At 66.4% G+C, this 24,851-nt stretch carries 30 protein-coding genes; 2 read left to right on the forward strand and 28 right to left on the reverse strand.

The features are described 5' to 3' along the window. The first annotated feature begins 106 nt into the window (after nucleotides 1-106). Nucleotides 107-493, forward strand: coding sequence for a helix-turn-helix domain-containing protein (locus ACYQ00_RS18140; protein ID WP_460033500.1), 387 nt, complete (start codon nucleotides 107-109; stop codon nucleotides 491-493). A gap of 46 nt (nucleotides 494-539) precedes the next feature. Here ACYQ00_RS18140 and ACYQ00_RS18145 read toward each other — a convergent pair whose 3' ends face one another. From ACYQ00_RS18145 to ACYQ00_RS18155, 3 genes are read right to left on the reverse strand one after another with little or no spacing between them, the layout of a single operon-like run. Further along, nucleotides 540-830: an integration host factor subunit alpha gene (locus tag ACYQ00_RS18145; protein WP_460033501.1), complete on the reverse strand. Its 291-nt coding sequence runs from the start codon at nucleotides 828-830 to the stop codon at nucleotides 540-542. Between the two features lie 59 nt (nucleotides 831-889). Continuing rightward, nucleotides 890-2,167 (reverse strand): Y-family DNA polymerase, encoded by a 1,278-nt coding sequence (locus ACYQ00_RS18150; RefSeq protein WP_460033502.1) that lies wholly within the window; start codon nucleotides 2,165-2,167, stop codon nucleotides 890-892. 3 nt (nucleotides 2,168-2,170) lie between these two features. Then, nucleotides 2,171-2,644 (reverse strand): LexA family protein, encoded by a 474-nt coding sequence (locus ACYQ00_RS18155; protein WP_460033503.1) that lies wholly within the window; start codon nucleotides 2,642-2,644, stop codon nucleotides 2,171-2,173. 48 nt (nucleotides 2,645-2,692) lie between these two features. Here ACYQ00_RS18155 and ACYQ00_RS18160 point away from each other — a divergent pair, with 48 nt between their 5' ends. Then, nucleotides 2,693-3,337: an SOS response-associated peptidase gene (locus tag ACYQ00_RS18160; protein WP_460033504.1), complete on the forward strand. Its 645-nt coding sequence runs from the start codon at nucleotides 2,693-2,695 to the stop codon at nucleotides 3,335-3,337. 15 nt (nucleotides 3,338-3,352) lie between these two features. Here the strand turns inward: ACYQ00_RS18160 and traI are convergent, their stop codons facing one another. The 25 genes from traI to ACYQ00_RS18285 all read right to left on the reverse strand — a co-directional run. Next, nucleotides 3,353-4,591, reverse strand: coding sequence for a TraI/MobA(P) family conjugative relaxase (gene traI, locus ACYQ00_RS18165; RefSeq protein ID WP_460033505.1), 1,239 nt, complete (start codon nucleotides 4,589-4,591; stop codon nucleotides 3,353-3,355). Further along, nucleotides 4,591-4,923, reverse strand: a complete 333-nt coding sequence (locus ACYQ00_RS18170) for a plasmid mobilization protein (RefSeq protein WP_460033506.1) — start codon at nucleotides 4,921-4,923, stop codon at nucleotides 4,591-4,593. Before ACYQ00_RS18170 ends, traI begins: the two co-directional genes overlap by 1 nt. Nucleotides 4,924-5,528: 605 nt before the next feature. Further along, a complete protein-coding gene (locus ACYQ00_RS18175; RefSeq protein WP_460033507.1) occupies nucleotides 5,529-6,287 on the reverse strand; it encodes a hypothetical protein in 759 nt (252 codons plus the stop codon). A 115-nt stretch (nucleotides 6,288-6,402) separates the two neighbouring features. After that, the gene (locus ACYQ00_RS18180; RefSeq protein ID WP_460032469.1) at nucleotides 6,403-7,134 is read right to left on the reverse strand and encodes a DNA-methyltransferase; all 732 of its coding nucleotides are present in this window, start codon (nucleotides 7,132-7,134) and stop codon (nucleotides 6,403-6,405) included. Continuing rightward, nucleotides 7,131-7,367, reverse strand: coding sequence for a Com family DNA-binding transcriptional regulator (locus ACYQ00_RS18185; RefSeq protein ID WP_460032470.1), 237 nt, complete (start codon nucleotides 7,365-7,367; stop codon nucleotides 7,131-7,133). Before ACYQ00_RS18185 ends, ACYQ00_RS18180 begins: the two co-directional genes overlap by 4 nt. Nucleotides 7,368-7,492: 125 nt before the next feature. Further along, nucleotides 7,493-7,972 carry a hypothetical protein gene (locus ACYQ00_RS18190; RefSeq protein WP_460032545.1) on the reverse strand — a complete coding sequence of 160 codons (480 nt, stop codon included), beginning with the start codon at nucleotides 7,970-7,972 and terminating at the stop codon, nucleotides 7,493-7,495. A gap of 158 nt (nucleotides 7,973-8,130) precedes the next feature. Beyond that, the gene (locus ACYQ00_RS18195; protein WP_460032472.1) at nucleotides 8,131-9,090 is read right to left on the reverse strand and encodes a tail fiber protein; all 960 of its coding nucleotides are present in this window, start codon (nucleotides 9,088-9,090) and stop codon (nucleotides 8,131-8,133) included. A gap of 9 nt (nucleotides 9,091-9,099) precedes the next feature. Next, nucleotides 9,100-11,388 (reverse strand): hypothetical protein, encoded by a 2,289-nt coding sequence (locus ACYQ00_RS18200; RefSeq protein WP_460032544.1) that lies wholly within the window; start codon nucleotides 11,386-11,388, stop codon nucleotides 9,100-9,102. Nucleotide 11,389: 1 nt separating this feature from the next. Continuing rightward, nucleotides 11,390-12,760, reverse strand: coding sequence for a phage tail protein (locus ACYQ00_RS18205; RefSeq protein WP_460032474.1), 1,371 nt, complete (start codon nucleotides 12,758-12,760; stop codon nucleotides 11,390-11,392). Next, nucleotides 12,757-13,863, reverse strand: a complete 1,107-nt coding sequence (locus ACYQ00_RS18210) for a baseplate assembly protein (protein WP_460032475.1) — start codon at nucleotides 13,861-13,863, stop codon at nucleotides 12,757-12,759. The genes ACYQ00_RS18205 and ACYQ00_RS18210 overlap by 4 nt, the downstream gene beginning before the upstream one ends. Further along, a complete protein-coding gene (locus ACYQ00_RS18215; RefSeq protein ID WP_460032476.1) occupies nucleotides 13,860-14,198 on the reverse strand; it encodes a GPW/gp25 family protein in 339 nt (112 codons plus the stop codon). Before ACYQ00_RS18215 ends, ACYQ00_RS18210 begins: the two co-directional genes overlap by 4 nt. Before the next feature lies 1 nt (nucleotide 14,199). Further along, entirely contained in the window at nucleotides 14,200-14,583 is a 384-nt protein-coding gene (locus ACYQ00_RS18220) for a phage tail protein (RefSeq protein WP_460032477.1), read from the reverse strand. After that, nucleotides 14,580-15,296, reverse strand: coding sequence for a phage baseplate assembly protein V (locus ACYQ00_RS18225; RefSeq protein ID WP_460032478.1), 717 nt, complete (start codon nucleotides 15,294-15,296; stop codon nucleotides 14,580-14,582). Before ACYQ00_RS18225 ends, ACYQ00_RS18220 begins: the two co-directional genes overlap by 4 nt. 7 nt (nucleotides 15,297-15,303) lie before the next feature. Then, nucleotides 15,304-16,584: a phage late control D family protein gene (locus tag ACYQ00_RS18230; protein WP_460032479.1), complete on the reverse strand. Its 1,281-nt coding sequence runs from the start codon at nucleotides 16,582-16,584 to the stop codon at nucleotides 15,304-15,306. 9 nt (nucleotides 16,585-16,593) lie between these two features. Next, nucleotides 16,594-16,809, reverse strand: coding sequence for a tail protein X (locus ACYQ00_RS18235; protein WP_460032480.1), 216 nt, complete (start codon nucleotides 16,807-16,809; stop codon nucleotides 16,594-16,596). Next, the gene (locus ACYQ00_RS18240) at nucleotides 16,802-19,585 is read right to left on the reverse strand and encodes a phage tail tape measure protein (RefSeq protein WP_460032481.1); all 2,784 of its coding nucleotides are present in this window, start codon (nucleotides 19,583-19,585) and stop codon (nucleotides 16,802-16,804) included. The genes ACYQ00_RS18235 and ACYQ00_RS18240 overlap by 8 nt, the downstream gene beginning before the upstream one ends. Before the next feature lie 122 nt (nucleotides 19,586-19,707). After that, nucleotides 19,708-20,016 carry a phage tail assembly protein gene (locus ACYQ00_RS18245; RefSeq protein ID WP_460032482.1) on the reverse strand — a complete coding sequence of 103 codons (309 nt, stop codon included), beginning with the start codon at nucleotides 20,014-20,016 and terminating at the stop codon, nucleotides 19,708-19,710. 3 nt (nucleotides 20,017-20,019) lie between these two features. After that, nucleotides 20,020-20,553 carry a phage major tail tube protein gene (locus ACYQ00_RS18250; protein WP_460032483.1) on the reverse strand — a complete coding sequence of 178 codons (534 nt, stop codon included), beginning with the start codon at nucleotides 20,551-20,553 and terminating at the stop codon, nucleotides 20,020-20,022. Between the two features lie 9 nt (nucleotides 20,554-20,562). After that, nucleotides 20,563-22,032, reverse strand: coding sequence for a phage tail sheath family protein (locus ACYQ00_RS18255; RefSeq protein WP_460032484.1), 1,470 nt, complete (start codon nucleotides 22,030-22,032; stop codon nucleotides 20,563-20,565). Nucleotides 22,033-22,044: 12 nt separating this feature from the next. Further along, nucleotides 22,045-22,428 (reverse strand): hypothetical protein, encoded by a 384-nt coding sequence (locus tag ACYQ00_RS18260; protein ID WP_460033508.1) that lies wholly within the window; start codon nucleotides 22,426-22,428, stop codon nucleotides 22,045-22,047. A 78-nt stretch (nucleotides 22,429-22,506) separates the two neighbouring features. Further along, nucleotides 22,507-23,007 carry a hypothetical protein gene (locus ACYQ00_RS18265; protein WP_460032541.1) on the reverse strand — a complete coding sequence of 167 codons (501 nt, stop codon included), beginning with the start codon at nucleotides 23,005-23,007 and terminating at the stop codon, nucleotides 22,507-22,509. Next, the gene (locus ACYQ00_RS18270; protein ID WP_460032540.1) at nucleotides 23,008-23,472 is read right to left on the reverse strand and encodes a phage virion morphogenesis protein; all 465 of its coding nucleotides are present in this window, start codon (nucleotides 23,470-23,472) and stop codon (nucleotides 23,008-23,010) included. After that, nucleotides 23,469-23,885, reverse strand: a complete 417-nt coding sequence (locus ACYQ00_RS18275) for a gp436 family protein (RefSeq protein WP_460033509.1) — start codon at nucleotides 23,883-23,885, stop codon at nucleotides 23,469-23,471. The genes ACYQ00_RS18270 and ACYQ00_RS18275 overlap by 4 nt, the downstream gene beginning before the upstream one ends. A 3-nt stretch (nucleotides 23,886-23,888) precedes the next feature. Beyond that, nucleotides 23,889-24,080 (reverse strand): HI1506-related protein, encoded by a 192-nt coding sequence (locus ACYQ00_RS18280; RefSeq protein ID WP_460033510.1) that lies wholly within the window; start codon nucleotides 24,078-24,080, stop codon nucleotides 23,889-23,891. Between the two features lie 24 nt (nucleotides 24,081-24,104). Then, nucleotides 24,105-24,851: Mu-like prophage major head subunit gpT family protein (locus tag ACYQ00_RS18285; protein ID WP_460033511.1), on the reverse strand; the 747-nt coding region annotated here is incomplete at its 5' end.

The raw sequence follows: 24,851 nt of genomic DNA on the forward strand, positions 1-24,851 counted from the left end.
GCACGAGTTTCTCTGGGTGTCCAAGCAATTTCGTATAATTGACCCCTTCCAGAGTAGGCTTGTGTTTTGTGTTGCAAAACACTAAACAATTCGCTATGAAAAATCCATGAAAAATTTTGGCGAAACACTACGGGCTCTTCGGGCAGCTCAAGATCTTGGGCTGCGTGAAGTTGCTGCTAAGGTTGGGATGTCGCCTGCCTATCTCAGCCGTATAGAGCGAGGAAAGGAAAGCCCTCCAAAGCCTGAAATAATCAAGGCGCTTGCGAAGGAATTGGCAGCGGACCCAGATGTCCTTTTTCGCCTTTCATCTTACACTGACCCTGAACTCGTCGACTTCCTTCGTTGTAATTTTGAAGCGATGCGACTGTTGCGCTACCTGGCTGAATATAAATTTAGTGATAAAGAGATACGAAGACTCAATCAAGTTGCAGAGAGTATTAGATCATCCAGGAATTGCGAGAGAGATTTAACTTGCCATGTCGCAACTGAGTAAATATGCCCTCGACGATTAAAGCGCCTAGTGCCTTGCTGCTATACGTTCACGAATTCAATTCCTCCCTGAACTTCCTCGACAGCCTGAATACCACCACATGCCGCTGGGGCAAGGTGATTGTCTCGCCCGTCTGGGGATTGCGGCCAGTCCGAGACTGCTTGGCGTAGGCCTCGAACTTTCCGAAGCCGCTGACAAGCAGGGCGTGGTCCTTCTGGATGGCCCGCTTCATAATCTCGATCATTGAATCAACGATGGCCTTGACCTCGGACCGATTGCGATGGGTCTTCTCGTAGATGGCGTCGACGATGTCGGCTTTAGTCAGTGTCTTCTCGCTCATGAACATGCTCCCAGCTGTCAGAAAATTTCTCCTGCTGCCGCCTCGGAACGAGGCTCGCCCTATTTCGCCACCGGCAGCTCCCCCCAGCAGGTCGTGTACCGTGGCGACTTGGACGCCTGGCGCATCTTCCACGGCCGGTCCAGGCCGGCGGCGGCGTAGCTGAGGGTGCCGCGGCCCCATTTGGCGTTGGCCCGGTCCAGCACGGTCATGAGGGCCTTGCGCCGGGCGTCCTCTTCCTCTGGCGGGTCGAGGAGTGAGAGCTGGCGCGGGGTCTCGGGCTCGAGCTGCGTGGCCATGACGCCGGCCTTCTTGTAGACGTAGCCGGGGCGGTAGAGCCGCTCCAGCAGGCCCAGGGCCGCGGCGATGAGCTCTGGCGTGTGCGCGGTGGGCCGCGGCAGGGCCGCCTGCATGGCGTTGCTGTACTGGGGCACGTCCTTGTGCGGATTGGTCAGGATGTAGACCTGGAGCCGGCCGGCCCGGCTCTGCTGGGCGCGCAGCTTCTCGGCCACGCGGCTGACGTAGGCCGCCACGGCCTCGCGCAGTTCGGGCAGGGTGGTGACCGATTTGCCAAAGGACCGCGAGGCGCAGATGGCTTTCTTGTCCGGGGCGACGTCCTCCAGCTCGATGCACGGCCGGCCCCGCAGCTCCAGCAGCGTGTGCAGGCCGGTCACGGTCATGCGCTTGCGTACCCAGTCGGCCGGGGCGTCGCGCAGGTGCCGGGCGGTGTGGATGCCGAAACTCTTCAGCATCCTTGAATGCTTGCGTCCCACGCCCCAGATGTCCGCCACCTCCACCCGGTCCAGCAGGGCCTCCACCTCGGCCGGCGTCATGGCCGTGAGATCCAGCACGCCCTCGTATTGCGGATGCTTCTTGGCGAAACGATTGGCGATCTTGGCCAGGGTCTTGGTGGTGGCCAGCCCAATGGAGACGGGAATGCCGGTCCACTGCCTGACCGTGGCTCGCATCTGTCGGGCCAGGGCCGTCAGCTCGCCTGGCTTCGGATTCTCAAAGGCCAGGAAGGTTTCGTCAATGGAATAGACCTCCATGGACGGGCAGAACTGCGCCAGGGTCTGCATCACGCGGCGGCTCATGTCGCCATACAATGCATAATTGGACGAAAAGACGCGCACGCCATGCTTACGAAAGAACTGCTCCCGCAAGAAAGCCGGCTCGCCCATGCTGATGCCCAGGGCCTTGGCCTCGTTGGAGCGGGCGATGACGCAGCCGTCATTATTGGACAGCACCACCATCGGCGCATACTGCAGCGTGGGATTGAACACGCGCTCGCACGAGACATAAAAATTGTTGCAGTCGACCATGCAGAAGACGTGCGACATGGCCTAGACCTTGTGTATCACATATGCGACCACGCCCCAGACCTCGAAGCTGGAGTCTGGCTCCACGCGGATGGGCTCGTAGTCCGGATTCTCGGGCAGAAGATAGAGGGCGTCGGCAGTCTTCTTGATGCGTTTCACGGTCAGTTCGCCGTCCAGGGCGGCGATGACGATGCGCCCGCTGACCGGTTCCAGGGCGCGGTCCACAACGAGGAGGTCGCCGTCGTGCACGCCGGCATCGCGCATGGAATCGCCGTGCACGCGGACGAAAAACGTGGCCGCGGGGTGGGCGATGCAGTGGTCGTTGAGGTCCAGGCTCTGGTCGATGTAGTCGTCGGCCGGCGAGGGGAAGCCCGCGGCCACGGTGGCCAAGTACAGCGGCAGCTCCAGCTTCGTCTCGGTGCGGACGCCGAGGACTTCGAGAGCGGGTAGCGCCGGCCGCGGCGGGCGCGGAAGGGGAAGGATGCTTCGTGCAGTCATGGTCGAACCAGTGTATCGTGCCCGCAGACGGCTCGCAAGGAGGTCGGCATGTGCGGACGATTCGGCTTTGTCATCCCCAAGGCCCAGGCAGTAGAGTATTTTCAGCTGGTTGACGCAGACTACGAGCCCCGGCGCAACCTCGCGCCCACCATGGACATTCCCGGTATTGTGCAGACTGACGCCGGCCGCGTGTTGCGGCGCTTCCACTGGGGGCTGGTCCCTTTTTGGGTGAAAGATCGCAAGATGGCTGCGAAAATGATCAACGCCCGCAGCGAGACCGTGGCTGAGAAGCCGGCCTTCCGCGCGGCGTTCAAAAAGCGCCGCTGCCTGATCCCGGCGACGTGCTTTTATGAATGGCAGAAGCTGGACGCCAGACGCAACCAGCCGTTCGCGCTGATGATGGCCGACGGTGCGCCCTTTGCCATGGCCGGGCTGTGGGAGGTCTGGGACGATCCTGATTCCGGAACGCCGCTGCACTCGGCCACCATCCTGACCACCGCGGCCAACGCCCTGATCGCGCCTATCCACGACCGCATGCCGGTCATTCTTCCGCCGGACGCCTGGGCGACGTGGCTGGACCCGGCCACGAATCCGGCCGCGCTCCCCTCGTTGCTGACCCCCTTCCCGGCCGAGGGCATGCAGCAGGAGGCGGTGGGGATGGGGGTGAACAAGGCGGGGAATGAAGAGTTCTGAGCGGTCGGCCTATGCTTAGCGCTCAAGGCCCTGACGCTGCTCCCGCCCCTGCCGCTGTTGTCGCTCCTTCGTCACCTCCCGGAACGCCGCCCAGGTCAGGAAGGGCATCTCGTTGCGGATATGATCGCGCTGCTGCATCGCCCTTTCGTAGAGGGCTCGCCTGACCTGTCGCTCGTTCTGCCGGGCGCGATGGAGCAAGGCCGCCCGGTCGCGGCGGGAGACAGGCAAACGGCCGATATCCTGGCGGGTCTTCTGCCAGTGGGCCGTGATGGTTGCGACCTCGGTCCGGGCCTGATCGCGGATTCCCAGCAGCTCTGCCTTGCGGGCGGCCATGGCGGCCTGCCAAGCTTTGAAGAGCTCGCCGTTGCCGGCGTCCCTGTGCCGGGCATTGGGGCGGGGGGAGTAACGCTCCAGGGACTGGATTGCTGCGGCCCCCAGATCTGGCGGCCCCGGAGGTTGGTATGGCCCAAAACGGGCCTCCAGCCTGGATTTTGAAAGACTTCGATCCACCGCGCTGGCCTTGCAGGCCTGCCTGCCGTGGCGGTTTCTGATGGCGAGGCCGTTGCCGTGGGGGGCGATGGCCAGGCCGTGGGTGGCCAGGGCGACATGCACGTCCCGCCATGACGTGGCGTCCTGCATGGCGTGCAGCAGCGCCTTGCGCGTGGACTTGGCGTAGCTCTCGAAGGATTCCAGGCCGGAATGGGCTTCCATGGTGGAGGGCTTGTCGCCCAGGCGCTCGGCCTCGGGGGTCTGGCTCTGGCCACGGCCGTTGTCCATGGCCAGGCCGAAGCGTTGTTCCAGCTCCCGGCAGACGCGGTCGCGGGTGTGGAAATCCCGGAAGGGCTCGTGGCGGGTCAGGCGCTCGGGGTGGATCATGTTGTAGGCGATGTGCAGGTGCAGGTTGCCGGTGTTCTGGTGCACGCCGCAATGGCGTTGGTGCTCAGCAAAGCCCAGGGCCGCGGCGAAGGATTGATCGATTTCCTTGAAGATTTCTTGCGTCAGCTTGTCGTTGTCTTCCGGACGGAAGCTGACGATGAGGTGGTAGGTTTTCTCCTTTTGCGAGCGCAGGTTCATGTCCTGGGTGGCCACAACCTCGTGAATGCCCCACTCGTAATCGTCGCCGGCCCAGCAGCCTTCGGCCCAGCAAAACAGGACCTTGTCTTGCTCCGGGTGCGACCCGGCACCGGCGATGTAATTGGCCAGGCGGCGGTAGTTGTCGTTGCCCGGCTTGCAGGTGATGCGGCGGCTGATCATCAGGCGATCCTGCCCACGGCGGCCCGCAGTTCGCGCTGCCGGGTTTCGATTTCCCGCAGCAGGCGGCGGACCTGGGACGTCAGTTCCGGGGCCGGGCGGCGTTCATCGCCGAGCCACAACTTGAACAGCCCGCCCAGCCGGCCAAGGTCGGCATTGACCCGAGAAAGCTCCCGCACGGCCTGCTGATGATCCCGGGCCGGCAGTGGCTGGCCCAGGCACACCCGGCGGGCGAAGGCCGAGACGGTCAGGCCATGGCGCTCGGCCTGATCGATGACCTGCCGGTACTCCTCGGGGCTGAGATAGACCTTCATGGCCGGCTTTTTCGAGGGCATCCACTCATTCCTTGCTGGCGTATCCGCGTTGAGCCCGAAGGGCGAATAAGCACGCCCCCGAGACGGGGGCCAGGACGTGAAGGAGACCACCCCAAAGGTGGGCCTACTTCACCTGTCCTGCCTTCAGCGTCTGATCGATCTTATTCCACGCAGTTCGGTTCACTGCAAGCAGTAGCCTAGGATTTGAAATGGTTTGAATATGATTGAACAGATCGCCATTTGCTAAAGCATTGGCAGGTTACTGCTTTCAATACGCAAGGCATACGAAGCAAGATGCATTGAATATGGCAGGCACATGGACGAACTGCCTCCCGACGTTGCCCTCACAGAAGCCGTTTCTTTCCTTCTCCAAGCTCGAAGCGGAAGAGGACGGCGTTGAGGCTGTCTTGATTTCTTGTCTCTTGGATTAATGCCCGACACCTGCGGCCCAACCTTGCGACAGCTATTTTTTACCGGACGGGCAGGACTAGGCTGAGGGTAGGCCGGGGGGAGTGGCAAGCCGCCCTTGGGAGGAACCAGGGGCAACGGAATGCAGTGGAATAGCGTCTTGGAAGGAAGAAATCGGGATGCTGGCCGGACGATGGACGCAGTTCGGGATTCTGGCGCTATGCGTCCAGACCGGGCTGGTAGTCGGGGGGCAGGCCGAAGGCGGCGTTGGTTCGTCGCTGGGCCTCGCGGATGTCGCAGCCGGCCTTGACCTGCCGGCCCCATTCCTGGCTCCAGGCCATGCGCTGCACCTGGGTGAGCAGGGCCGGTTTCCTGGTCGATGGGCGGAAGCCAGAAACTGCCCGGCGCATGAAGTCGGCCAACTTGCGATTGGCCTGCCTAGCCTTGCGGCGCAGGCGTTGCGAGGCGCGGTCACGTTCGCGGCGGAGCATCGGTCCCAGGCCCAGCCATTCGAAGAGCGCTGCTTTCACGACGCGGATGGCCCGGCAACCGAAGTACTTGCCTTCCTCGTTCTGGCCGCGGGGCTGGGTGACTTCCATGAAGCCGGCGTCCTTGAGCTGGGCGATGGCCCGCTCGATGCGCCGCTGGCCCAGGCCGGAGTCGCGGACGAGCATTTTCATGTCGATGTCGATGAAGCCCTCGGCCAACGTCGGTGTGCCGCAGCAGAGGGACGCTAGGTCGAGGTGGGAGAGGAGCGTCTCCAGGACGACGATCACCGCCTCGCGACGCTCGCTGCGAGTTTGCCTGTCCGGGCGGGTCTGCAAGGGAGGGCACTTGCGAGGCCTGCCATACCAGGCCCGTGCCCGCTCGGCGGCCAGGGAGAGGATACGCGGCAGCCCGCCCTTGCCCGTGCGAATGGGCTGGGTCGGCTGCAGCTTCGGGGCACGCGGATCGTGGCCGCAGCGGTTGCCCGTCACGGCCGGTCCCGGAAATTTTTCGGGGATTGTACGCCAGCGATTGCTTTTATCACAACCTGCACGTGCTTTTATCACCTCCTGTTGCGGGATGGATTATGCACGGCATGGTGTTTGCTCAGTTTCCCATCCCCTCTTCCGCCTGTCTGATCCGGTCTGCCGCCAGGGCTGCGTACTCTGGTGACAGCTCCACGCCCACGAACTGCCTGCCGGTCTCGATGCAGGCCAGGGCCGTGGTGCCGCCGCCCAGGAACGGGTCCAGGACGGTGCCGCCCTCGGGCGTTACAGCTAGCAGATCCTTGATGAGCGGGATGGGTTTGCTGGTCAGGTGCACCTTGGCGGCGGTGTTGACCGCGTGGCGGAAGATGCCGGGCAGGCAGCGATCGTGCACCCGCTGAAACGGCGGCTTGACCGCATACACCACATATTCGGCGTCCCGTCTGAACTCCCCGAGCATGGGGCGGGCGCTGGGTTTGTGCCAGATAACCAGGCCGCGCCATTCCCAACCCGCGGCCTGGACCACGTCCGAGGCCAGGGGCAGTTGCCGCCAGTCCGTGAACATAAGCAAGGGTGCGCCAGGCCGGGCGATGCGCCAGCACTCTGCCAGCCAGAGCGTGGCCCACAGGGCGTAACTGCGCTGGTCTTTGCTGTCGCCCAGCATGGCTGGGTAGCTCTTGGCAGTCCCGGTGTTTTGATATTTCGTCGCCGGATCACGCCGCCGGGCGCTCGCATGGGTGCCGCCGCTGGAATACGGCGGGTCTGTCACCACGGCATCCACCGAGGCCGCCGGCAGGTCCCGCAACACCGTGACCGCCTCTCCTTGAAACACTTTGCCATTGTCAAAGATCATCCGCACTTGCCTGCTCCCGTTGGAGCCTCTCGGGCCTCTTGCCTGGGGCTCGCGGCCCGCACGTGATTCATGGCCCCGCAGCGGGGGCATTTGATGGCGAGGTTCAGGGCTTCGCCTTTGGCCAAGAGTTTATTGCACTGTCCGCATCGGATTTGGTCCATATCCCTGCTTGATTGTTGGGCCTTGGGCCTGCTACCCATGCGGCGTCCGGGGGTACGCTCTGGACTCCGCATGGCGCAGCGGCCTCGGCCGTGGTCCGGTGTTGTCGCACCGGGCCGGTGGGGTGTGTCACCACCCCGCCTGCGCCTCCGTTTTGGCGGGCGTTAACGCGCTGTTAACGCCCGCAACTCATCTCACCTCATGCCAGCACCTGTGCGGCCCGCTCGCTGGTCAGCACCCCGGCCTGTACGGCCACAGCCAGGCCGGCCTGGGTTTGGGCGTCGTCCAGGTCGATTTCCGCGGCCGCTAGAACCAGGTCCGTGAAGTACATCGCTTCCGGGAGGCTGCTGGTTTTGGCCGTGGCCCATTCCTGGGGCGACAGGCGGCGGATGAATTCGACCCGCGTCAGGATGCGCGAGCGGTCCATGGGTTCGGGCTCGGTCGTGTCGGGCTCTGGCTCCGGCTCTGGAATGGCCTCCAGGATCCAGGCCCCGCCGGCCTCCCCATTCTCCCCGGCTTCCCCGGCCTCCCAGCGCGCCCGCTGGCCCTCAGGGATGGCCGGCGGGGGTGTTTCCACACAGCCGGCCGGGATGAGCCATACGCCAGGCTCCAGGGGCGATTCGTCGGCCACCGCCTCGCCGAGGTAGTAGCCGGCGGCGTCTAATTGGTACACGATCACAAGAGGCTCCTTTTTAAGAGTTTCTTGGGGAAACTGAGTTTCCCCAAACCCCTTCCAACTATGGGTTCACGCACAACACTTGCCTTTCCTTCCCCCCCTATCCGGGGGGTTCGGGGGGACGGTGTTCCCCCGAGAGCCGTTTCTTTTGTGCCGTTTCCTCAGTATTTCACGCAGTACAGCAGCGCGATGTTGCGGGGCCTGGCCTCGGACGCGCCGTTGGCCGCAATGGAGATGCCGGTGACGCTGAATTCGCTGACACTGTTGACGCCGAACAAATAGTTGCCGACGCTGGTCATCACCTGGTTGGCGGGGGTGCTGCCGGGGTTGTAGCCGCTGTAGTTGGTGGTGTGCCGGTGTGATGGATCATTCACTCCATGGGAGTGCGAGAGGTTGGCCGAGGCCTGGGCGCTGCCCAGCGTGCGCCCGGCGTCGGCCCCGCGCCCGTCATCCCAGCCGCGCACGAACTCGCCGCGCAGGTCCGGCAGATTGAAGGTGGTGGAGCCGTCGCCCGCGCCGAATACCGTGCCGATGGCCGCGAACAGGGCGGCATAGGTGGTGCGGCTGATGGCCGCGCCGTTGCATTTGAGCCAGCCCGCCGGCGCGGCGGCCATGGCGAAGGCCAGCACCGCGCCGGCGGGCAGGATGGCGGCCAGTGCCGTGGCGGCGGCTTCGGCAGTGGCCACGGCGACGGCCACGTCCTGCCGGGCCTGGTCCACGCAGGCGGCCACATCGGCCTGGGCCTGGGCAATGGCCGCGGCCAGGTCCGCCGTCAGCTGGGCCTGGGCGGCGTCCACCTCGGCCAGCTTGGCGTCCACGGCCGCGCCCCAGGCGGCCAGGGAATCGGTCACGGTGCCGTTCCAGGCCTCCAGGTTGGCGTTGCCCACCTCGATGAGGGCGTCCAGGTCCGCGGCCAGATCGTCCACCAGGGGGATGACGGCGGAGTTGATGCGTTCCAGGCCGGCGTTTTGCAGCTCGGCCACGGCGGCCTCCCAGTCCACCTTGAGCTGCTCCAGCTCATGGAGCCGGCGGACCAGGCTGTAAAAGCGCCGGTTCAGTTCCTCGGCACTGAGGGGCGTCTTGCCGTCGATGAAGACGAATTTTTCCAGGTCCAGCGTCATTGCGGCCTCCTACAGCGCCACGTCCATGCGCTGGGCCACGTGGAAGCAGCTCAGGGGCGTGGTGGTGGTGCCTTCGATCTGGATCTTGTAGGAGGCGATGCCGTCCGGGACTTCCGGAGAGGTGGGGGTGAAGGTCACGGTGCGGCGGATGGTGGTGGCGTCCAGGGCCTGATCCTGCACCGTGCCGGTGTAGGTTTCCGCGCCACTGCGCAGTTTGACCTCGCAGGTGTGCTTGGCCGCGTCCCAACCCTCCAGACGCAGGATGACCTGGATTTCCGCGCTGGGTTGGGTCAGCGCCCGTTCGGTGGAAATGTGCCGGAAGGAGGTCCCGGCGCGCCTGGCCCGCAGCTTGCTGCCGGAGCAGCCCAAGGCCGGCATGACGTCGGAAGAGCCATTGAACACGGCCCGCAGCCGGCACATGGCCGGCAGGCCCAAGAGGCCGTCGGTGGTGCCGTCCACCAGGCGCACCCATTCGGCACTACCGCTGGCCTGGTATTCCAGGGTCAGGTCCGTGGCGTCGGGCACGATGGCCTCGTGCAGCAAGGAAAAGACGGCGATGCCGTCGGACAGGGAGACCGGGGTCAGGTCCAGCACCGTGCGCGGGTTCTTGAACTGGGCATAATACAAGGAGAACATCAGATCCTTGGTGAAGTCGCCCTGGAAGTATTCGCCATCGGTGGAATAAAACAGCGTGCCTTGGCTGTACTGGGTGCCCGAGACCAGGGCCACATAATGGTTGCCGCCGGTGACCAGCACCAGGGCGTAGCGCCGGCCGTTTTGCAGGTACACGGGTTCGGCGAACTCGAAACGCGTCTCGCTGCCGAGCTTGATGGCCTCGGGCTGGACCACGGCCCGGCCGATGGTCCGGTGGTGGTTGGGCAGGCCGTTCAGGGTGTCCATCAGATAGAGATAGACCGGGCCGGTGGAGGCCTTGGCCGTGAAGGTCAGGCCCACGCCGGTCAGCCAGCCGTTGGAGCTGTTCAGGAAGGTCTGGGCGTTGGTCGAGCCGTTGACGCTTTCGGTCACCGAATCGATGACCGTGTACTGCTCCTGCCAGGTGTGCACCCAGACCTGCCGGCCCTGGGTCAGCTCATGGCCCGGCGCGCCGCCCGCGCCCCAGGCCTCCATGTAGGTGGCATCGCCCAGGGTGACGCCCGCGGGCACCGCGCCTTCAAAGACCTCTTCGACCACCCGCGCCTGATCCACCTCGGCCCAGTACTGACCATTGGTACAAGATTGCCACGTGGGCGAGTACTCGATGCGCCGCCGGGTGCGCGTGCACTGGCGGGTGGTCACGGTCTGGAACTGGTACTGGCTGAGCGCCAGGCTGCCGGATTGGCCCGTCAGCTGCACGCGGGGCACCACCTCGTAGGCCGGCAGGATCAGGCCGTTGTGGTCCTTGACGCTCGTATCGTTGGGGTTGAAGGGGGCCAGCTGCATCTCGGTTTCCCCGGCCCAGGGGAAGCGCGCCCCCATCTGCACCAGGGCGTGGAACTCGGGATTGGTGGTGTCGGATTCGTCCTTGACCAGGAAATTATCCGCCTCATACTCCATGAACGTGGCCGGGAGCGCCAGCTTGTCCCGGATCACGGCCACTTCGGCGGCCAGCTGGGCCAGCAGGGGGCTGGTGGACTGGCTCTTGATCAGGGCGGCCAGGGCGGCCAGGTCGCTCATGATGGCGGCCAGTTTGGGGCCGGCCTCGGCAATCCAGGCGGCGTTGGCCAACGTGCTCTGCCAGACGTCGAAGAGGCGCATGAGCCGGGTGTTGTCCGCAATGCGCACCTCCTGAATGCCCGAGACAGTGAGGAGCACGGCGGCCACCTCGGTGTAGCCCGTGGGCGCCACGGGCTGCTGCGGGTCCGTGGACTCCAGGCCCGGCGTGACCAGCACGGCGATGGTCCGGGCGCGCTCCATGGCCACCACGCTGGGCTCGGTCTGGCCGCTTTGCAGATCGATGAGGAAATCCCGCGGCTGCAGGTCGGTTTCCACCTCCTGGCCGATGACGGACAGGGTCAGCCAGCGGGAATCCTGCAGGGGCAGGTGGCTGAAAATGCTGATGGTCTCGGCCTGATCCTTGCGGTAGATGATGCCGGCCTGGCCGTCCCAGAGGCGGCCGGCGGCCATGTCCAGCTCCGTGGCGCTCTTCTTGGAAACGGTCAGCCCGACGAACATGCGCTCGGCGGTGATGGCGTCCATGACCAGATGCTGGTGCATCTCATCCATGAAGGTCTGGGTGTTATTCAAATCAGCGGCCTGGAACTCCTGGCGGTCCCGGAAGACAACGAATCGGGATGGCATGTTAGACAACCTCCAGTTGTCGCTCGCCCACCACCGTCGCGCCGGCCTTGAGGCTGGCGCTGCAGGTCACGGTGCGGCGGTTGGTGATACGGACGTCAATTTTGTCCGAGAGGCGCACGGCCTCGCGGCCCACGCGGCGCATGCGGTCAATCCAGCCCTGGGCGTCCACGGTGGCCAGGAAGCGCCGGCCGGAAAAATGGCGGCCCACAAAGGCCACGTGGCGGGACTGCGGCCGGAGCAGGTCCACGGCGGCCTCCCCGTGATGCGCCGGGAAGCCGCCCAGGCGGAAGGCCCCCAGGAACAGGGAGGCGTCGCGGGCCGGGAAGGCGTTGCGGGCCGGGTCGAAGAGCCTGGTGCGCCGGTAGATGCGGTCCGCGGCGCGGCTGGCGTGGGGAAAGCACCTGGCCAGGCAGGCCCCGCCCTTGTCGGGAAAGACGTCTGTCCAGCGATTGCCCAGGAAGACCACCTGGCTGCGGTGGCCGGGCTGGGCCACCAGCTCGTAGCCCACCCGCACGGGCTCCAGGGAGGGCTGCACGGCCAGCGCCCGGCGGCGGTCCAGCTCATCGGCATACGGCGCGGCCTGCTCCAGCAGGTAGTAGCGTGATGCGGCGTCCAAGTTTGCCAGGAAGCCATGGAGCAGCCCGCCGCACATGACGGCGCGGCCACGGCTGTCTCCGCGCCCGGCATCGCCCGGCAAGGCCACCTGCACCGTGCGCGTGGCCTGGCGCTCCAGGCGCTGGCGCTCGGTCTGCAGGCTGTGCAGGGGCGTTTCCCGTGCCGTTTTGGGATCATACAGCGTCACCTGATCGCCGATGCGCAACAGGGCATCGCCCCGCGCCAGGAACCGCGCCCGGCCATATCCGAACGTGTCCCCCACATGCGCCCCCACGGCCACCCCGGCATGCCGGTACGGGTAGACCCGCACTTCCGGATGCGGGGCCAGCCAGGCGGCCCGCTCGTCCGCCGTCAGGCTGCCGCCCAGATAGCTCTTGGTGGGCGGCGAGGCGGCGAGCAAGTTACGTTTCAGGAAGGTGCGGAAATAGAGGGCCAGGCCGGCCTTGGTGCCCTTGAGGCGGTGGAATTCCACAAACCGCCGCGTGACCTCCAGGCGTTCCGGGGTGGACTCCAGCAGGTCATACAAATCCACGTGCCAGCCCCAGGCCACGGCGTCGAGGACCTGGCCGCCCAGGCGCTGGGCATAGCCGGACAGGTCCGCATAAATGTCCAGCAGGTCAATGGCCGCAGTCACCCCGGCCAGCTCGCCCTGCACGGCCGCGGCCGAGGTCTGGATGGTCGGGTCCGCGGCGATGGAGCCGGGCAGCAGGTCCGCAAGGGCCAACTCTCTGATGGAGGTCTTGACGGCAGGCGTCATGCTTCCATCCCTCCGAAGACCACTTGCATCTCATCCACCTGGGCCACCTCCCAGGCGGCCAGGGCGCGGGGGGCGGGACTGGTCACCTCCACCCGCGTGGCCCCGGCGTCCATCAAGAGCGCCGTCAAGCGGCTGGGGTTCAGGTCCCGCCCAAGCTTCGCAGCCTGCCAGGTGACGTACTCCTGGGCCGCCTGGGCCACGCGGGCCGTGATGGTCCCGGCCTGGGCCGCCTGGGCCGGGTCCAGCCACCAGGTGGCCGCCACGCCATAGGCCACGGCCACGGGCGTGCACACCTGGACGATGTCCGTCAGCGGCCGGACGTCCTCACGGTTCAGGGCCGCGGCAATGGCCGCGATGACCTCGGCCGCGGGCAGCGCCCCGCCGCACAGGGGATAGACGTCCACCTGGCCCGGCGAGGGCGAGACCACGGCCACGTCCGTCACCCCCTGGTGAGCGGACAGGGCGTGGTAGCGGTAGGCCTCGGCCGGGCCGCAGATGCCCAGGGCCTCCGGGGCCAGCTGGACGCGGACCCGGAAATGGTCGTCAGACTCGCCATCGCAGCCGCCGTAGGACGGGGTGACGTTGGCCACGCGGTCCACGTAGGCGATGGGTTCCACCATCTTGTTGATCTGCCCCGGCACAAAGCCGTTGCCCACCGCGCCGGCCGCGCTGCAGGTGGCCACGCCTTCGGCGGCCAGCTGGCCGGGGGCGATGACCAGCGTTTCGGCCAGCACAAACACGGCCGCATCCGCGCCATTGCCGGCCACGGCCCGCGCCCCCGCCGGCACGGCCACGGCCCATTCCAGGGGAGCCACCAGGCTGTAGCGCAGGGTGGTCCGGGCCGGCTGGGACGGCAGGCGCACCGTCTGCAGCAGCTCGCCCAGGGCGTCCAGGTACGGCCCCGAGGCGTACCGGACCAGATTCTGCTTGGCCGTCCAGTCGATCAAAAAGCGCTGGTGCGACAGGGTGTAGGCCACGCTCTCCAGGAACAGGCGCACGGGGTCGCCGGGATAGAGCGTCTTGCCCGCGGCCAGTTCATAGGCGGCCATGACCTCGGCCTGCACCCGGCTGGGGTCCGTATCCACGAACATGAGCTCGCTCATAGCGCCCCTGCCTTGATGGTGATGGTGACCACGGGAAAAAACGCGCCGTCAGCATTGGCGGCCTGGTCCGCGGGCAGCTCGATGCGTTTGACCCGCACCCGCGGTTCATGGCGCTCGATGGCCTCTGCCAGGCTGGCCATGGCCCGCGCCGCGCCCATGGGGCCGGGCTGGTCGATGTAGCTGCCGTCCCCGGCAAAGGTGCGGTCCAGGACCACGCTGCCCAGATGGGTCAGGATGATCAGCTGCACGCACTGCATGATATCTTCCACGCCCGTGGCCCCGATGAGCAGCGCCTCGGGCCGGCTGCGCAGGATAAGCGTCGTTTCCATGCCCATCTTAATGGTGTTCCTTCAGAGACAGGTTCACCCGCAGCACCTGAGGGCGGCCCCGGCCATCCGTGCGCAGGCGGGTCTCGGACAGGCTCTCCAGGACATAGCGCCCCCACAGCTCGCCCCCCAGCACCAGATAGTGCGGCGCGCCGCCGTCCTGCAGGCCGCGCAGGTGTTGCAGCTCCTCGGCGGGGTCGCACCAGGGGGCGCAGAGCAGGATGTCCAGCCGGGACGTTTCCAGGCCGTAGCCCAGCCACTGCAGCCGGGCCTTGCCGTCCACCACGGCATGCTCGGCAAACTGCACCTTGCGTTCCCGGGAACAGGCTTCCCAGGTGCGGATGGTCTCGCTGGAAACCTCAAAGGCCACGCTGCCCAGGCTGCCGACGTTCATTGCCCACCCCCGCCGTCATCAATCTTTTCCGACCAGATGCCTTCCTCCAGCAAATCTTTGCGAAAGGCGGCCTGGGACATGGCCCCCATGATCAGCACCTGCGGGGCGTTCAGGACGATCATCCGCGGGGCCTCGATCACCACGTAGCCCTCGCCCTTGAGCGCCCGCCAGTCCTCGGCTGCCGGTGGTTCCGGCGGTTCCGTGGGCAGCTGTTTTTCTTCCTTCAATTTGATGAGCAGGTTTCCTTCAACAATGCGCAGGGTGCACAGGTCGCCCTGCAGCTGCTCGTCAATACCGCCACCCTCCGCAGCACCCTGGACGTGCCGAAACAGCCGGTGGGACCGGCGGTCATACCCGGTTCTTGAACCGTCCTTGAAGGCCCGTTCCTGGACGTCCGCCCCGCCCGCCGCGGCCAGGGCCGGCACCGGGTCCGGCCCGGAAAAGATGGAGCCCAGGTAGACGCCCTGTTCCTGGCCATACGGCAGGGACAGGATCACGCCCTGGTCGCCCACGTCGGGCAGCCAGGCGTCCTGGTCCGCCGTGGCCTTGCGGCAGAGCACGGGCACGGTGTGCGTGACCAGGCCGTCCTGATCCTGCATCTGCACCCGCACCCGGTGCCGGGCCGGCTCCAGGCCCACCACCAGACCAATGCGGATGACGTGGTTGGTCTCGCCCCGCTGGCGGTGCAATGCGTCCATCAAGGTGCCCAGCATGATAGCCTCAATAGTTGAGCGTTTTGCGGATGGAGATGGAGGTGGTGTAGCCGGCGGATCGGTTCAGGGTGTGCGTGGCCGTCTCCACCATCCAGGCGCCGTCAAAGCGCCCCCAGCCCTGGACCTGCACCACCAGGCCGGCGTACAGGCGCGGGTCGCCCATCAGGTCCAGGCTGCCCGTCCATTCTTTCTGATTGGCCTGGCGCAGTTCGTTGGCCGCCACGCGCTCGGCCTCGGCCTGGCTCTCCACCCGCGTGTTGATCTTGAGCGTATGGCCCACCTGTTTGTCTGTTTCGGCCCGTTCCGGGGCGCAGCCTGCGGACTTGAGGGCCTTTTCCTCGGGCTCCCAGTAGTCGCACGAGGCGTCGCCGTAGGTTTCGGAGGATTGCGTGGAAAACTGGAAGCGGCTCACGGCCGTCACCCCGCGGGCAATGGCCAGGCTGGGCGGCTGGGCGTCGGCCTCTTTGGCCGACCGGATCACCAGCCGGTCTTCGCAGACCTTGACCGTCAGCCCCTGGCGCTCGGCCACGCGCTTGATCAGGGCCAGGTCGCTTTCCTGGCGCTGGTCCAGGCGCACAAAGGCGCATTCGTCCCCCTCATAGTGCAGGGCGAGCCCATGTTCCGTGGCCAGATCCCCGGCCACGGTCTTCAGGGATGCGTGCTCCCAGGCCCGGCTTTTGGCCTCGCGCCTGAGCGGCGTATCCACCGCCGCGGACACGGCCCGCACCCGGACCACATCCGGCGGGCCGCTCAAATCAATCTGGTCGATGGTGAAGCTGCCGCAGGCAAGCTCCAGGCTGTCCCCGTCCGCAAACCAGTTGCGGCACTGGATGGCCGCGCGCAGGCGGTCGCCCTTGTCGGGCATCCAGCCCATGGCCCAGGCGTGGTCCCGATCCTCGAATTCCAGCTGCAGATCATCGGCCTGGCCGTGGGCGTTGTCCGTGTAGGTCACGGACAGGCAGTACGGGGCCACGTCCTGACTGACGTCCGCCAGGTCCGTCTTGGATGCCGAGGCCTGGGCCATGAGGGACAGGACGGCGTGGCGGGATAAAGAAGTGGAAGGAAAGGACGGGGGAACTGAGTTCCCCCGCGCCCCCTCCCATTGGGTGGACGTTTGGGTGGACGCCGTGGAAGAAGTGGATGAAGCCGAAGGGTTGCCTTCGGGCGTCTGCTGCGGCGCGGCCACGGGCACGGCGTCCGCCCGCTCGGAGGCCGAAAAGGAAAACGGCTCCCGGCTGCCGGTGGCAGGCGTGGTCCCTTCGGATTTGGAAAAGGAAAAGTCGCTCACCGCCGCCTCCTACCGCCGCCATGGCGGGCGGGTGTCCGCCGTGGTCAGTTGGGTGCCGGCCGGCAGCTCGGGCACCGTGAGCACCACCCCCGGCCCGAAGACCACGGCCTCGCGGTGGGCCGGGTTGGCGGCCAGCAGATGATGGAAGAGCGTCTCCCGGCCCCAGAGCCGGAAGGCGACCAGGTCCCACATGTCCCCCTGCTGGGTGGTGTAGGTGCTAGGCATAGGACAGCCTCCGCTCCTGGTGGAGCAGCTCCCGGATCAGCCGGGCCAGGGCCTCCTTGTCTTGCGCCAGGGCCTGGGCCAGGCCTCCGGCCGCGTCCTGTCCCGTGCCCTGTCCCGAGCTCTGCACGGTGATCTGCGGGGCATAGTGGATGGTCAGGCCGCCGGGGCTTCCTGCCCCGCCGGCTGCTCCCGGGCCAGCCGGCACGGCTGCGCCGCTGCCCGCCGCATCACCAGTCGCCGCCCCCATTGCACCACCTGACGCGGGGTCAAGGAGCGCTGCAACCGCGCCCAGGTGTTGCCCCAGGGGATCCACCAGCGGCCCGGCCCCGGCACCCTGGATGCCGGCACCCAGGGTGCGCACAAGCATGCCGCCCTGGTGCGTCACGTTGGAGAGTGGCCCTTCCTTGGCATCAGATCGATTGAATAAGCTTGGAATTTTGGACAGCACGCCCTTGACGGCGTCATAGGCCGCCCCCCCCATACTGGTGATGCCCGAAATAAAGGTATCGATCAGCCGCCGCCCGGCCCCGGACAGGTCCAGGGTGGAGAGGTACTGCAGCGCCTGGCCCAGTGAGGTCTCAATCTTCCCGGGTACCCCTGCCAGACTGGCCAGGGCCGAATCCCACATGCCGGTTACACTTTTGCCCAGCCCGCTAAAAAATCGCCCCACTCCGGCCCAGGCATCCTGGATGCCCTGCACGACACTGAACACCGCATACACACCCCAGTCGATGAGATTCACCCACCCCGAGATGGCTGCGCCCAGGGTCTGCCCCACGGCCTGCCCCCAGGTCCGCGCTCCTTCCGAGGCCTGCATATTCGCTGGTCCACCAAAAAGATCACCCAGGAAATTGGTCACACTGGAAAACGCGCTCTTGACCGGGGCCAAGGCCTCCCCCCAAGCAGAGAGCGCCTTGCCCACGCTCTCGAGGGCTGGACCAGCCTCATCCTTCAGGCCTTGCCAGACACCCTGAAAAAAACTCTTGAGCGGTCCCCAGTGTTGGTAGACCAGGTACCCAAGCCCCGCCAAGGCGAGCACCGGCAGGAGCGCAGGACTCAGCGCCAGGAGCCCGGCCTTAAGACCGGAGAGCGCTGCCCCGACAGACCCCAGCGCCGGCACAGCTCGGGTCAGGGAAGACAGCCCCCCGGCGGCCGAGGCCAGGCGCATGGTCTGCAACAGGGCGAGGCCCGCGCGCAGCGAATGCAAGGGGCCGGTGACAAAGGTCAGGGCGTAGCCAAGGCCGATTGAAGCCACCTTGAAGGCCATCAGTCCTGCTACCGCGCCCACAACCACCTTGGTCAGTTCAGGATGCGCATTGGCAAAGGTGTCCACAGCGCTGGCCGCTCTGGTCAGGATCGCAGTCGCCCCCCGCACCACCGGCGCAAGCACATTGCCAATGCTGATCGCCAGGGACTCCGTGGCGCTCCCCAAGGCCTTAAACTGCCCCATCAGCGTTTCCTGCTGCTTGCGGGCTACTTCGGCCGCGGCCCCTTCCTCCTTGATTTGTTCGATAAACGCCTGCAGCTCTCCGGAACTGGACTTGTTCATCAGTTCCGTGGCCGCAGCCAGGGCTTCCACGCCGAATATGGTGGAAAGCACATCCGCGCGCTGGGCCGTCCCCAGGCCCCGCTTGGTCATGGCGGCGTTCATTTCCGCCAGGATGGTCGGCATATCCCGCAGGTTGCCTTTGGCATCTTTGGCATGTACGCCCAGCCGCTGCATCATTTTCGCGGCTTCCTTGGGCGGCGAGGCCAGACGGGCGTACATGGCCCGCATTGCCGTACCAGCCTCAGAGCCCTGGATACCCACGTCCCCCAGCTTGCCGGCCATGGCCGCCACAGTCTCTACCCCCACCCCGAGACTTTTGGCCACCGGGGCCACATACTTCATGGTATCGCCCAGCATCGCGAGCGAGGTATTACTGGACGTGAAGGTGTTGGTCATCACATCGCCCAGGTATCCCATCCGCTCGGCCGGCAAACCAAACCCGGACAGAATATTGGAGGCGATATCCGCAGCCTGGGCCAGATCAATATTGCCGGCTGTCGCCAAATCCAGCATGCCGGGCATGGCGGCAATTATGTCGTTGGCCTTGAATCCGGCCATGGCCAGATACTGCATGCCACCTGCGGCTTCCGAGGCGCTCCAGGCCGTGGTGGCCCCCAGCTCCCGGGCCGTGGCTGTCAGACGCCTGAACTCCTCACCCGCCAGATCGAGCTTGCCCACCGCACCGACCCTGGCCATGGATGCTTCAAAATTGGCGGCCACCCGCACCGGCGCGGCCAGGGTCAACCCCATGCCCACCGCGCCCAGCATCTGCCCCCGCAACTCGCCCCGGCGTTCAGTCACCGCATCCCGGGCCGCCAGGGCTTGGCCCATGCGGGCGTGGGCCTGCATGGCCTGACCCAGCTTGCGTTCCTCCGCCGCAAACCGGGCCGCGTCCCGCGCGCCGTCGGTCAGGGTGAAGTTGTACTTTTTGGCTTCTTCCGAGACCTTGCGATACGCCAAATGCGCCGCGGCCAGTTCGGTCTTGATGCGCGGGTTGGGCTGCAAGGCCCGGCTGGCCGCGCCCTGCACTTCATTGATGCGCCGCTGGGCAGCTTGCAGATCCTTGGCCAGGGTCTGGCCCAGGCGGGCCTTGGCCAGACCTTTTTCCAGCCCGTCGCCCAGCTCCTTGCCCAGCCCGGCTAGGCCGCGCTTGGCCTGGCCGAGGGTGGAGCCGAAGCTGCCGGCCAGGGCAGCCCCGATGAGGAGGGAGACGGCGAGCTTGCTCATGGGGTCCTACGTGCGGGTGGGGATGGGGTCGAGGGTGGCCAGGGCCGTGAGCCAGGCGGCCAGTTCTTCCAGGGTCAGGGCCAGGAGCTCCGCCCGGCTCCAGCCCGTGGCCGCGGCCAGCCTCAGGCAGGCGGCGCGGAGCTGGGCTGCGACGTCCGGGCCGCGGCAGGACGCCGCAAAAAACCGCTGAACACCTCCTGCAGCTGGCCATAGTCGGCCAGGTCCAAGAGCTCCAAACACTCGGGATTGACGTCGCACAGGCTGGCAAAGAGATGCAGCTCGCGCTGCTGCTCACTGCCCAGGGATTCCACGGCCAGCATGTCCTTGACCGTGGGCCGGCGCATGGTCAGGCTGTCCACGGTCTTGCCGTCAAACACCACAGGATAGGCCAGGGGCACGCCCTGGGCCACGACTTTGGCTGCGATGCTCATTGCCTAGGCCTCCATGCCGAGGTGGATGCGGGTCTGGGCCAGGTAGTCCACCCCTTCCACCACGAACTTGCAGTTGAGTTTGTCGATTTCCACCAGGTCTTCCCCGGCCACCACCATCCGCAGGTAAAAGCATTCCACTTCCACCTGATTTTCCTGCTTTTTGCCGGTCTCCATCTTGCCGGCCCCCAGCTTCTTGACCGTGCCCTGCATGACCAGCTTGATGCCGTAGCTGTCAAAGGCCGTGCCGCCGGCATCGTATTCCTGCACGCTGCCCCGGGCCGTGAGCAGGTGCCCCCTGGGCGCGGCCAGGGCCAGCAAATCCTTGGTCAGCACCCGGTACTTGATCTTGCAGACCAGGCTTTTGAAGTGCCCCACCACCGGGCTTTCCACCTCGCCGGCAATGCCGGAGCCGGAAAGGGTCTCCGTCAGGGCCTCCAGGTCTGGCAGTTCAATGTCCGCCGTGCCCAGCAAGGCTACATCGTCCTTGTACAATCGGAAGTTCTGCAGGACGTCCGGGATTTTATTGATGGATGGCATGTCCGCTCCTTAGACGAAGAGGGTCTCAAAATACGACGGGTCCAGTTCCACCAGGAACTCGATCTGCCTCGCGGGCGGCGGGGGCATCCACATGAGGTGGAAGCGGATGATGCCGTCCAGCAGGTCCGTCACCGGGTTTTCCTCTTCCCGGAACTCCAGCCGCCCGCCCAGGATGATTTCCCGCGCCGCCAGGCCATTGAGGGCGATGTTCTCGCTATCCACAATGGTTTCGATGAGTCGTTTGGTGATGGGGTAGTCCACCTTCTGCCACCAGGTCAGCACCAGCTGGTTGGACTTCCAGTTAGTCATCCGTCTGAGAGGAATGAAGGCGTCCTTGGGATCGGTGCTGAAGGGGTAGCAGGCCGTGCGGTTGCCCCAGCTGCGCCAGCCGCCCGTGAAGTTCAGCGCCGTGACGATACCCTGGCCGTTCAGGTAGTTGGCCTGATCCGGCCCCAGCCAGACCGGTTCTTCCGCGCCGGCCGGGCCGGCCACGGCCGCGTCCATGCGCAGAAGCTCGTTGGACGGGCTCTTGTACGGGATGTCGCCGTGCTCCACGTCCACACGGGCCATGGTGGCGGCCAGGTGGCAGGACAGATGGTAGACCGTGCCGCCCAGGGCCACCTTGGGCCAGCAGCAAATCTGCTGCGGGTCCGCCAGGGAGGCCAGCTCCTTGGCCGCAGGCACGTCGGTGTAGCGGGTCAGGGTCTGGGCATCCATGTCCAGCACGGCCACGGCCTTGAAATGCCCGTTGATGCTCCCGGCCTTGGCGGCCATGACCGCGGCCACCTCGGGCAGGTGGCTGTAACCCGGCGCGCAGATGGAGCCGGGCACCAGGCGGAACATGGGGAAGATGGCCTCCACCAGCTCCAGGCCCTCGCGTGCGCCAGTCACCCCGTCGATGCCGCCGATGATGTCCTGGGCGGTCACGGCGGACGGGTCGGCCCAGGCATAGGCCGCCACGGACACCGTGGCCCCGGCGGCGATGGCCCCGCCCTCCAGCAGGCTCACCAGGCCCGTGGCCTCATCCACCATGTAATCCGTGCCGGCGGCGTATGTGGTCGCGCCGTCCTGGCTTTTGATAACCAGGCTGCCGGGGATCAGATCGTCATGGGCCAGCTGCAGGGTGCCGGCGGCGGAAACGACCTGGGCCACGGGCGCGTCCAGCACCTGCCGATGCACCGCGGGGTCAAAGACGTTGACAAAGATGACCGGCCCGACGTTGTACAGGGCAAAGGTCACATAAGCGTATTCCGTGAGGCCGTACCGGGTCTGCCGGCCATCCAGCCAGCCCAGGGCCGCCACGGCTTCGGCGTAGCTGTAGCAAAGCTTGGGGGCGTTGACGTGCACGCCGTCCGCCGCGCGGTGCACCGGGGCCGTGCCCACCACCACCGCAATACCGGCCTCCACCTTGCGGGCCGGCAGGACGGCCGTGGGCACTTCCTGGGTGTATACCCCATGTTTGTAGCCAAGAGTCGCCATGATGAGGCCTCCTTAAGAAGTGCGGCCGGCCTGCCGGTACGCGGTCAGCAGGGCCTGGGCGGCTGCCTGCAGGGGGTGCCCAGGCCGCCGCAGATCGGCGCGAGCCTGGGTCAGCCTGGCCACGGGCACCATGAGACCGGACAGCTCGGGATACCGGGCCGCCAGGGCCAGCACAGCGGGCGGCAAGGGGCCGGCCTTGAACACCCGGTACTGCGCCAGGCCATCCCGTCCCAGGGTCGGCCCCACATAAACAACAGGGCCGACATGGACGACCGGCCCGGCGACAGCTTGTGAAGAGTCTGCCGGCGATGAGTCTGCCGGCGTAGATGCGGGGGGCGTAGATTCAGGGAGCAGTTGTTCAGGCATGGCCGTTTCCTCTTGATGCTTTCTTGCCATGGTTTCCTCCATTGGCCCGGCCTGACGCGTGTCAGGCCGAATGGGTGCTTGGGGGTTCGCGGTGGCGTCAATCCGCCGTTACCCATCCGTAATCAGCGGTTCGGCGAGGTCTGGATCCTTGATCCGGATGCGCTGCCGCCAGGCCACGCCCCAGACTCCCAGGCCACGCTCGCGCGTCTCGCCGGCCCACAGGTTGTCCGCGCGGATGGAGGCCGGATAGTCCAGGCCCCCACAGGAGGCACGCGGGGAAAAGGCCTGCGTCGCCACGGCCACCAGGGCCAGTTCCACCAGGCGGGCCAGCTGCTCGGCCCGGGGGGCGCGGGGGGCGTCGGTGGCCAGCAGGTACGCGGCCAGGTCGGCCACGGCGTCCAGCTCGCCCAGCTCGCCGCGCCGCAGTTCCCGCACCCCCAGGCTGGCCACCAGCACCGCCGGGCATTGCGGGGCCATGCGGGTGATCTCATCCGCCGCCCCAAACCGTCCGGCATGCACTGCGCAGTGCCTGAGGGGCAGCCCGGCTTCCAGGGCCGCAGCCGCCAGGTGGGCGGCCACGGCGTCCAGGTGGGCGCGCAGGCGGTCCATCTAGCGCCCCCCCGCCTGGCCAATCACATCGGCCAGCCAGTCCCGCGCCACCTGCTCCAGGTCCGCGGCGTTGGCGTCGGAGACGCCCAGATACGGCCGGGCCGGGATGTTGGACCCGACCTCGGCTCCGCCGAACTGCTGGATGCCGGCATAGACCAGATTGGAGCCCACCTCGGCCCCGTCCCCGTCGGCAAAGGATTGGATGCTGTCCAGCAGGCCGCCTTCGGCCTGCAGCAGGCTCTGCCCGCCGTGCCGGGTGGCGGCGTATCGGGGGGACCAACCGGGCCAGGCCGCGCCATCCGGGGCGGTCTTTTCGTCCTGGATGCGCCGCCGGGTCTGGCTTTCCACCTCCGCGCCCATGGCCTCCATGAGTTCCGGCCGCCGGCCCTGGATGCTGGCGGCGAACCGGTCCAGCATGGCGTGCAGCTTGTCCAGGCCGTGGATTTGCAAGGTAACGCCGCTCATGCGCGCCGCCTCCACATGGGTGGCGGCCCGGCGTAGATGGCCGCGCCGCCGGCCTGGGCCGGTGCCGGAGACTCCGGCTCCGGCCCCAGGCGCACGTCGCCCTTGCTGATAGCCTTGAGCAGCGCCACGGCGTCTTCATAGCCCTTGCGTTCCTGCTCGTATGGCCCGCCCGCCCGGTTGCCCGCCAGCAGGTACCAGGCGATGGCGCAGGCGCAGCGGGCCAGCACGGGCGAGGGGCTAGCCAGGGGCAGCGTGTACCGGGCCGCCACCCAGCCATCCACTTCCGCGGCAGCGTCAGTGATGGCCCGTTCGATGACGCCCGCATCCGCCAGGCCGTCCCCGTCGCGGTCCGCCAGCAGCAGCACCGCGGCCGCGCCATAGCGCTCCTCCAGGTCCGCAGCCGTGCAATACATGGCCTAGCCCTTGGCCTTTTTGGCTTCCGTTTCGGGCACCACCTGCACGACCTGCACGACCAATTGGGGCTCGGCTTGCAGGATGGCCAGTTCCTCCGGGGTGAATCGGTCGTCGGGCCAGGTGGTGGGCTGGCCGCTGTGGCTCACGCCGCAGCGGCGGAAGCCGTCCTTCTTGGCAATGATGACAATGGGCATTGTGTTGTTCCTCCGATTTCCGGGCTAGGCCAGCCAGGGCGTGACCATGAGTTCGGCCGTGTTGCGCCAGGTGTTGGTGGCCCCGGCCGCGGTGCGTTCGTTGAGCAACACCTCGCGGGCGTCGCCCTCCAGGGAAGGCGGCACCACCAGCAGGTTGGGAGCCAGGCCCAGGGGCTTTTCCATGTCCCCCTGCAGGTTCTGCATGGCGGCCCGGCCGGCGGCGTAGTTTTCCGCAGTCAGAGGCTGGCGGCTGGCGTAGGCCACCTGCCACAACCCGAAGCCGACGTTGACGCGGGCGTCCACGCCGTAGAAAAATTCCGCGCGCATGAAGACGTTCTCGTCGTCTTCCTTGGTCAGGGACACGAAGGTGTAGTCCTTGCGTTTCTGGAAGATGATGGGCTTGATGGGCCGGCGCAGGTCAAACAGGTACCAGGGCGTGCCCGAGCCGCCGCCGTAGTTGCTGGCGCTGACCACGCTGCCGTCCTTGAGGATGACCGGATGGTCGGTGTCGAAGAAATACTGGCCATCATAGCAAGGCGTGTCGAAGCCCTGCTTGAGCAGGCCCCAGACCAGCTCGCCGGGGTGGGTCTTGGCGTCGTAGCCCAGCTGCTGGAACAGCGGATTGTAGACGCCATACTGATCATCTTCGATATCCGTGCGCCTGACGCCGATGGTGTTTTCAAAGGGCTCGTTGACGATGGTCATCTTGTGCTCTTTGAAGTTCTGGATCACGCGGTCGCCCACCCACTTGCGGAAGCTGGTCAGGTTGCC

This window comes from Megalodesulfovibrio paquesii (genome assembly GCF_054653055.1).

Bases quoted from the DNA above. Each gene is read 5' to 3' on its own strand.
- ACYQ00_RS18250 (WP_460032483.1), bottom strand. From the start codon at position 20,553: ATGCCATCCATCAATAAAATCCCGGACGTCCTGCAGAACTTCCGATTG.
- ACYQ00_RS18150 (WP_460033502.1), bottom strand. From the start codon at position 2,167: ATGTCGCACGTCTTCTGCATGGTCGACTGCAACAATTTTTATGTCTCG.
- ACYQ00_RS18255 (WP_460032484.1), bottom strand. From the start codon at position 22,032: ATGGCGACTCTTGGCTACAAACATGGGGTATACACCCAGGAAGTGCCC.
- ACYQ00_RS18145 (WP_460033501.1), bottom strand. From the start codon at position 830: ATGAGCGAGAAGACACTGACTAAAGCCGACATCGTCGACGCCATCTAC.
- ACYQ00_RS18215 (WP_460032476.1), bottom strand. From the start codon at position 14,198: ATGGGCATGGAAACGACGCTTATCCTGCGCAGCCGGCCCGAGGCGCTG.
- ACYQ00_RS18235 (WP_460032480.1), bottom strand. From the start codon at position 16,809: ATGCCTAGCACCTACACCACCCAGCAGGGGGACATGTGGGACCTGGTC.
- ACYQ00_RS18170 (WP_460033506.1), bottom strand. From the start codon at position 4,923: ATGCCCTCGAAAAAGCCGGCCATGAAGGTCTATCTCAGCCCCGAGGAG.
- ACYQ00_RS18280 (WP_460033510.1), bottom strand. From the start codon at position 24,080: ATGCCCATTGTCATCATTGCCAAGAAGGACGGCTTCCGCCGCTGCGGC.
- ACYQ00_RS18260 (WP_460033508.1), bottom strand. From the start codon at position 22,428: ATGGCAAGAAAGCATCAAGAGGAAACGGCCATGCCTGAACAACTGCTC.
- ACYQ00_RS18195 (WP_460032472.1), bottom strand. From the start codon at position 9,090: ATGACGCTGGACCTGGAAAAATTCGTCTTCATCGACGGCAAGACGCCC.
- ACYQ00_RS18205 (WP_460032474.1), bottom strand. From the start codon at position 12,760: ATGACGCCTGCCGTCAAGACCTCCATCAGAGAGTTGGCCCTTGCGGAC.
- ACYQ00_RS18180 (WP_460032469.1), bottom strand. From the start codon at position 7,134: ATGATCTTTGACAATGGCAAAGTGTTTCAAGGAGAGGCGGTCACGGTG.
- ACYQ00_RS18185 (WP_460032470.1), bottom strand. From the start codon at position 7,367: ATGCGGAGTCCAGAGCGTACCCCCGGACGCCGCATGGGTAGCAGGCCC.
- ACYQ00_RS18200 (WP_460032544.1), bottom strand. From the start codon at position 11,388: ATGCCATCCCGATTCGTTGTCTTCCGGGACCGCCAGGAGTTCCAGGCC.
- ACYQ00_RS18160 (WP_460033504.1), top strand. From the start codon at position 2,693: ATGTGCGGACGATTCGGCTTTGTCATCCCCAAGGCCCAGGCAGTAGAG.
- ACYQ00_RS18245 (WP_460032482.1), bottom strand. From the start codon at position 20,016: ATGAGCATCGCAGCCAAAGTCGTGGCCCAGGGCGTGCCCCTGGCCTAT.
- ACYQ00_RS18220 (WP_460032477.1), bottom strand. From the start codon at position 14,583: ATGAACGTCGGCAGCCTGGGCAGCGTGGCCTTTGAGGTTTCCAGCGAG.
- ACYQ00_RS18265 (WP_460032541.1), bottom strand. From the start codon at position 23,007: ATGGACCGCCTGCGCGCCCACCTGGACGCCGTGGCCGCCCACCTGGCG.
- ACYQ00_RS18275 (WP_460033509.1), bottom strand. From the start codon at position 23,885: ATGTATTGCACGGCTGCGGACCTGGAGGAGCGCTATGGCGCGGCCGCG.
- ACYQ00_RS18210 (WP_460032475.1), bottom strand. From the start codon at position 13,863: ATGAGCGAGCTCATGTTCGTGGATACGGACCCCAGCCGGGTGCAGGCC.
- ACYQ00_RS18240 (WP_460032481.1), bottom strand. From the start codon at position 19,585: ATGAGCAAGCTCGCCGTCTCCCTCCTCATCGGGGCTGCCCTGGCCGGC.
- traI (WP_460033505.1), bottom strand. From the start codon at position 4,591: ATGATCAGCCGCCGCATCACCTGCAAGCCGGGCAACGACAACTACCGC.
- ACYQ00_RS18225 (WP_460032478.1), bottom strand. From the start codon at position 15,296: ATGCTGGGCACCTTGATGGACGCATTGCACCGCCAGCGGGGCGAGACC.
- ACYQ00_RS18270 (WP_460032540.1), bottom strand. From the start codon at position 23,472: ATGAGCGGCGTTACCTTGCAAATCCACGGCCTGGACAAGCTGCACGCC.
- ACYQ00_RS18140 (WP_460033500.1), top strand. From the start codon at position 107: ATGAAAAATTTTGGCGAAACACTACGGGCTCTTCGGGCAGCTCAAGAT.
- ACYQ00_RS18155 (WP_460033503.1), bottom strand. From the start codon at position 2,644: ATGACTGCACGAAGCATCCTTCCCCTTCCGCGCCCGCCGCGGCCGGCG.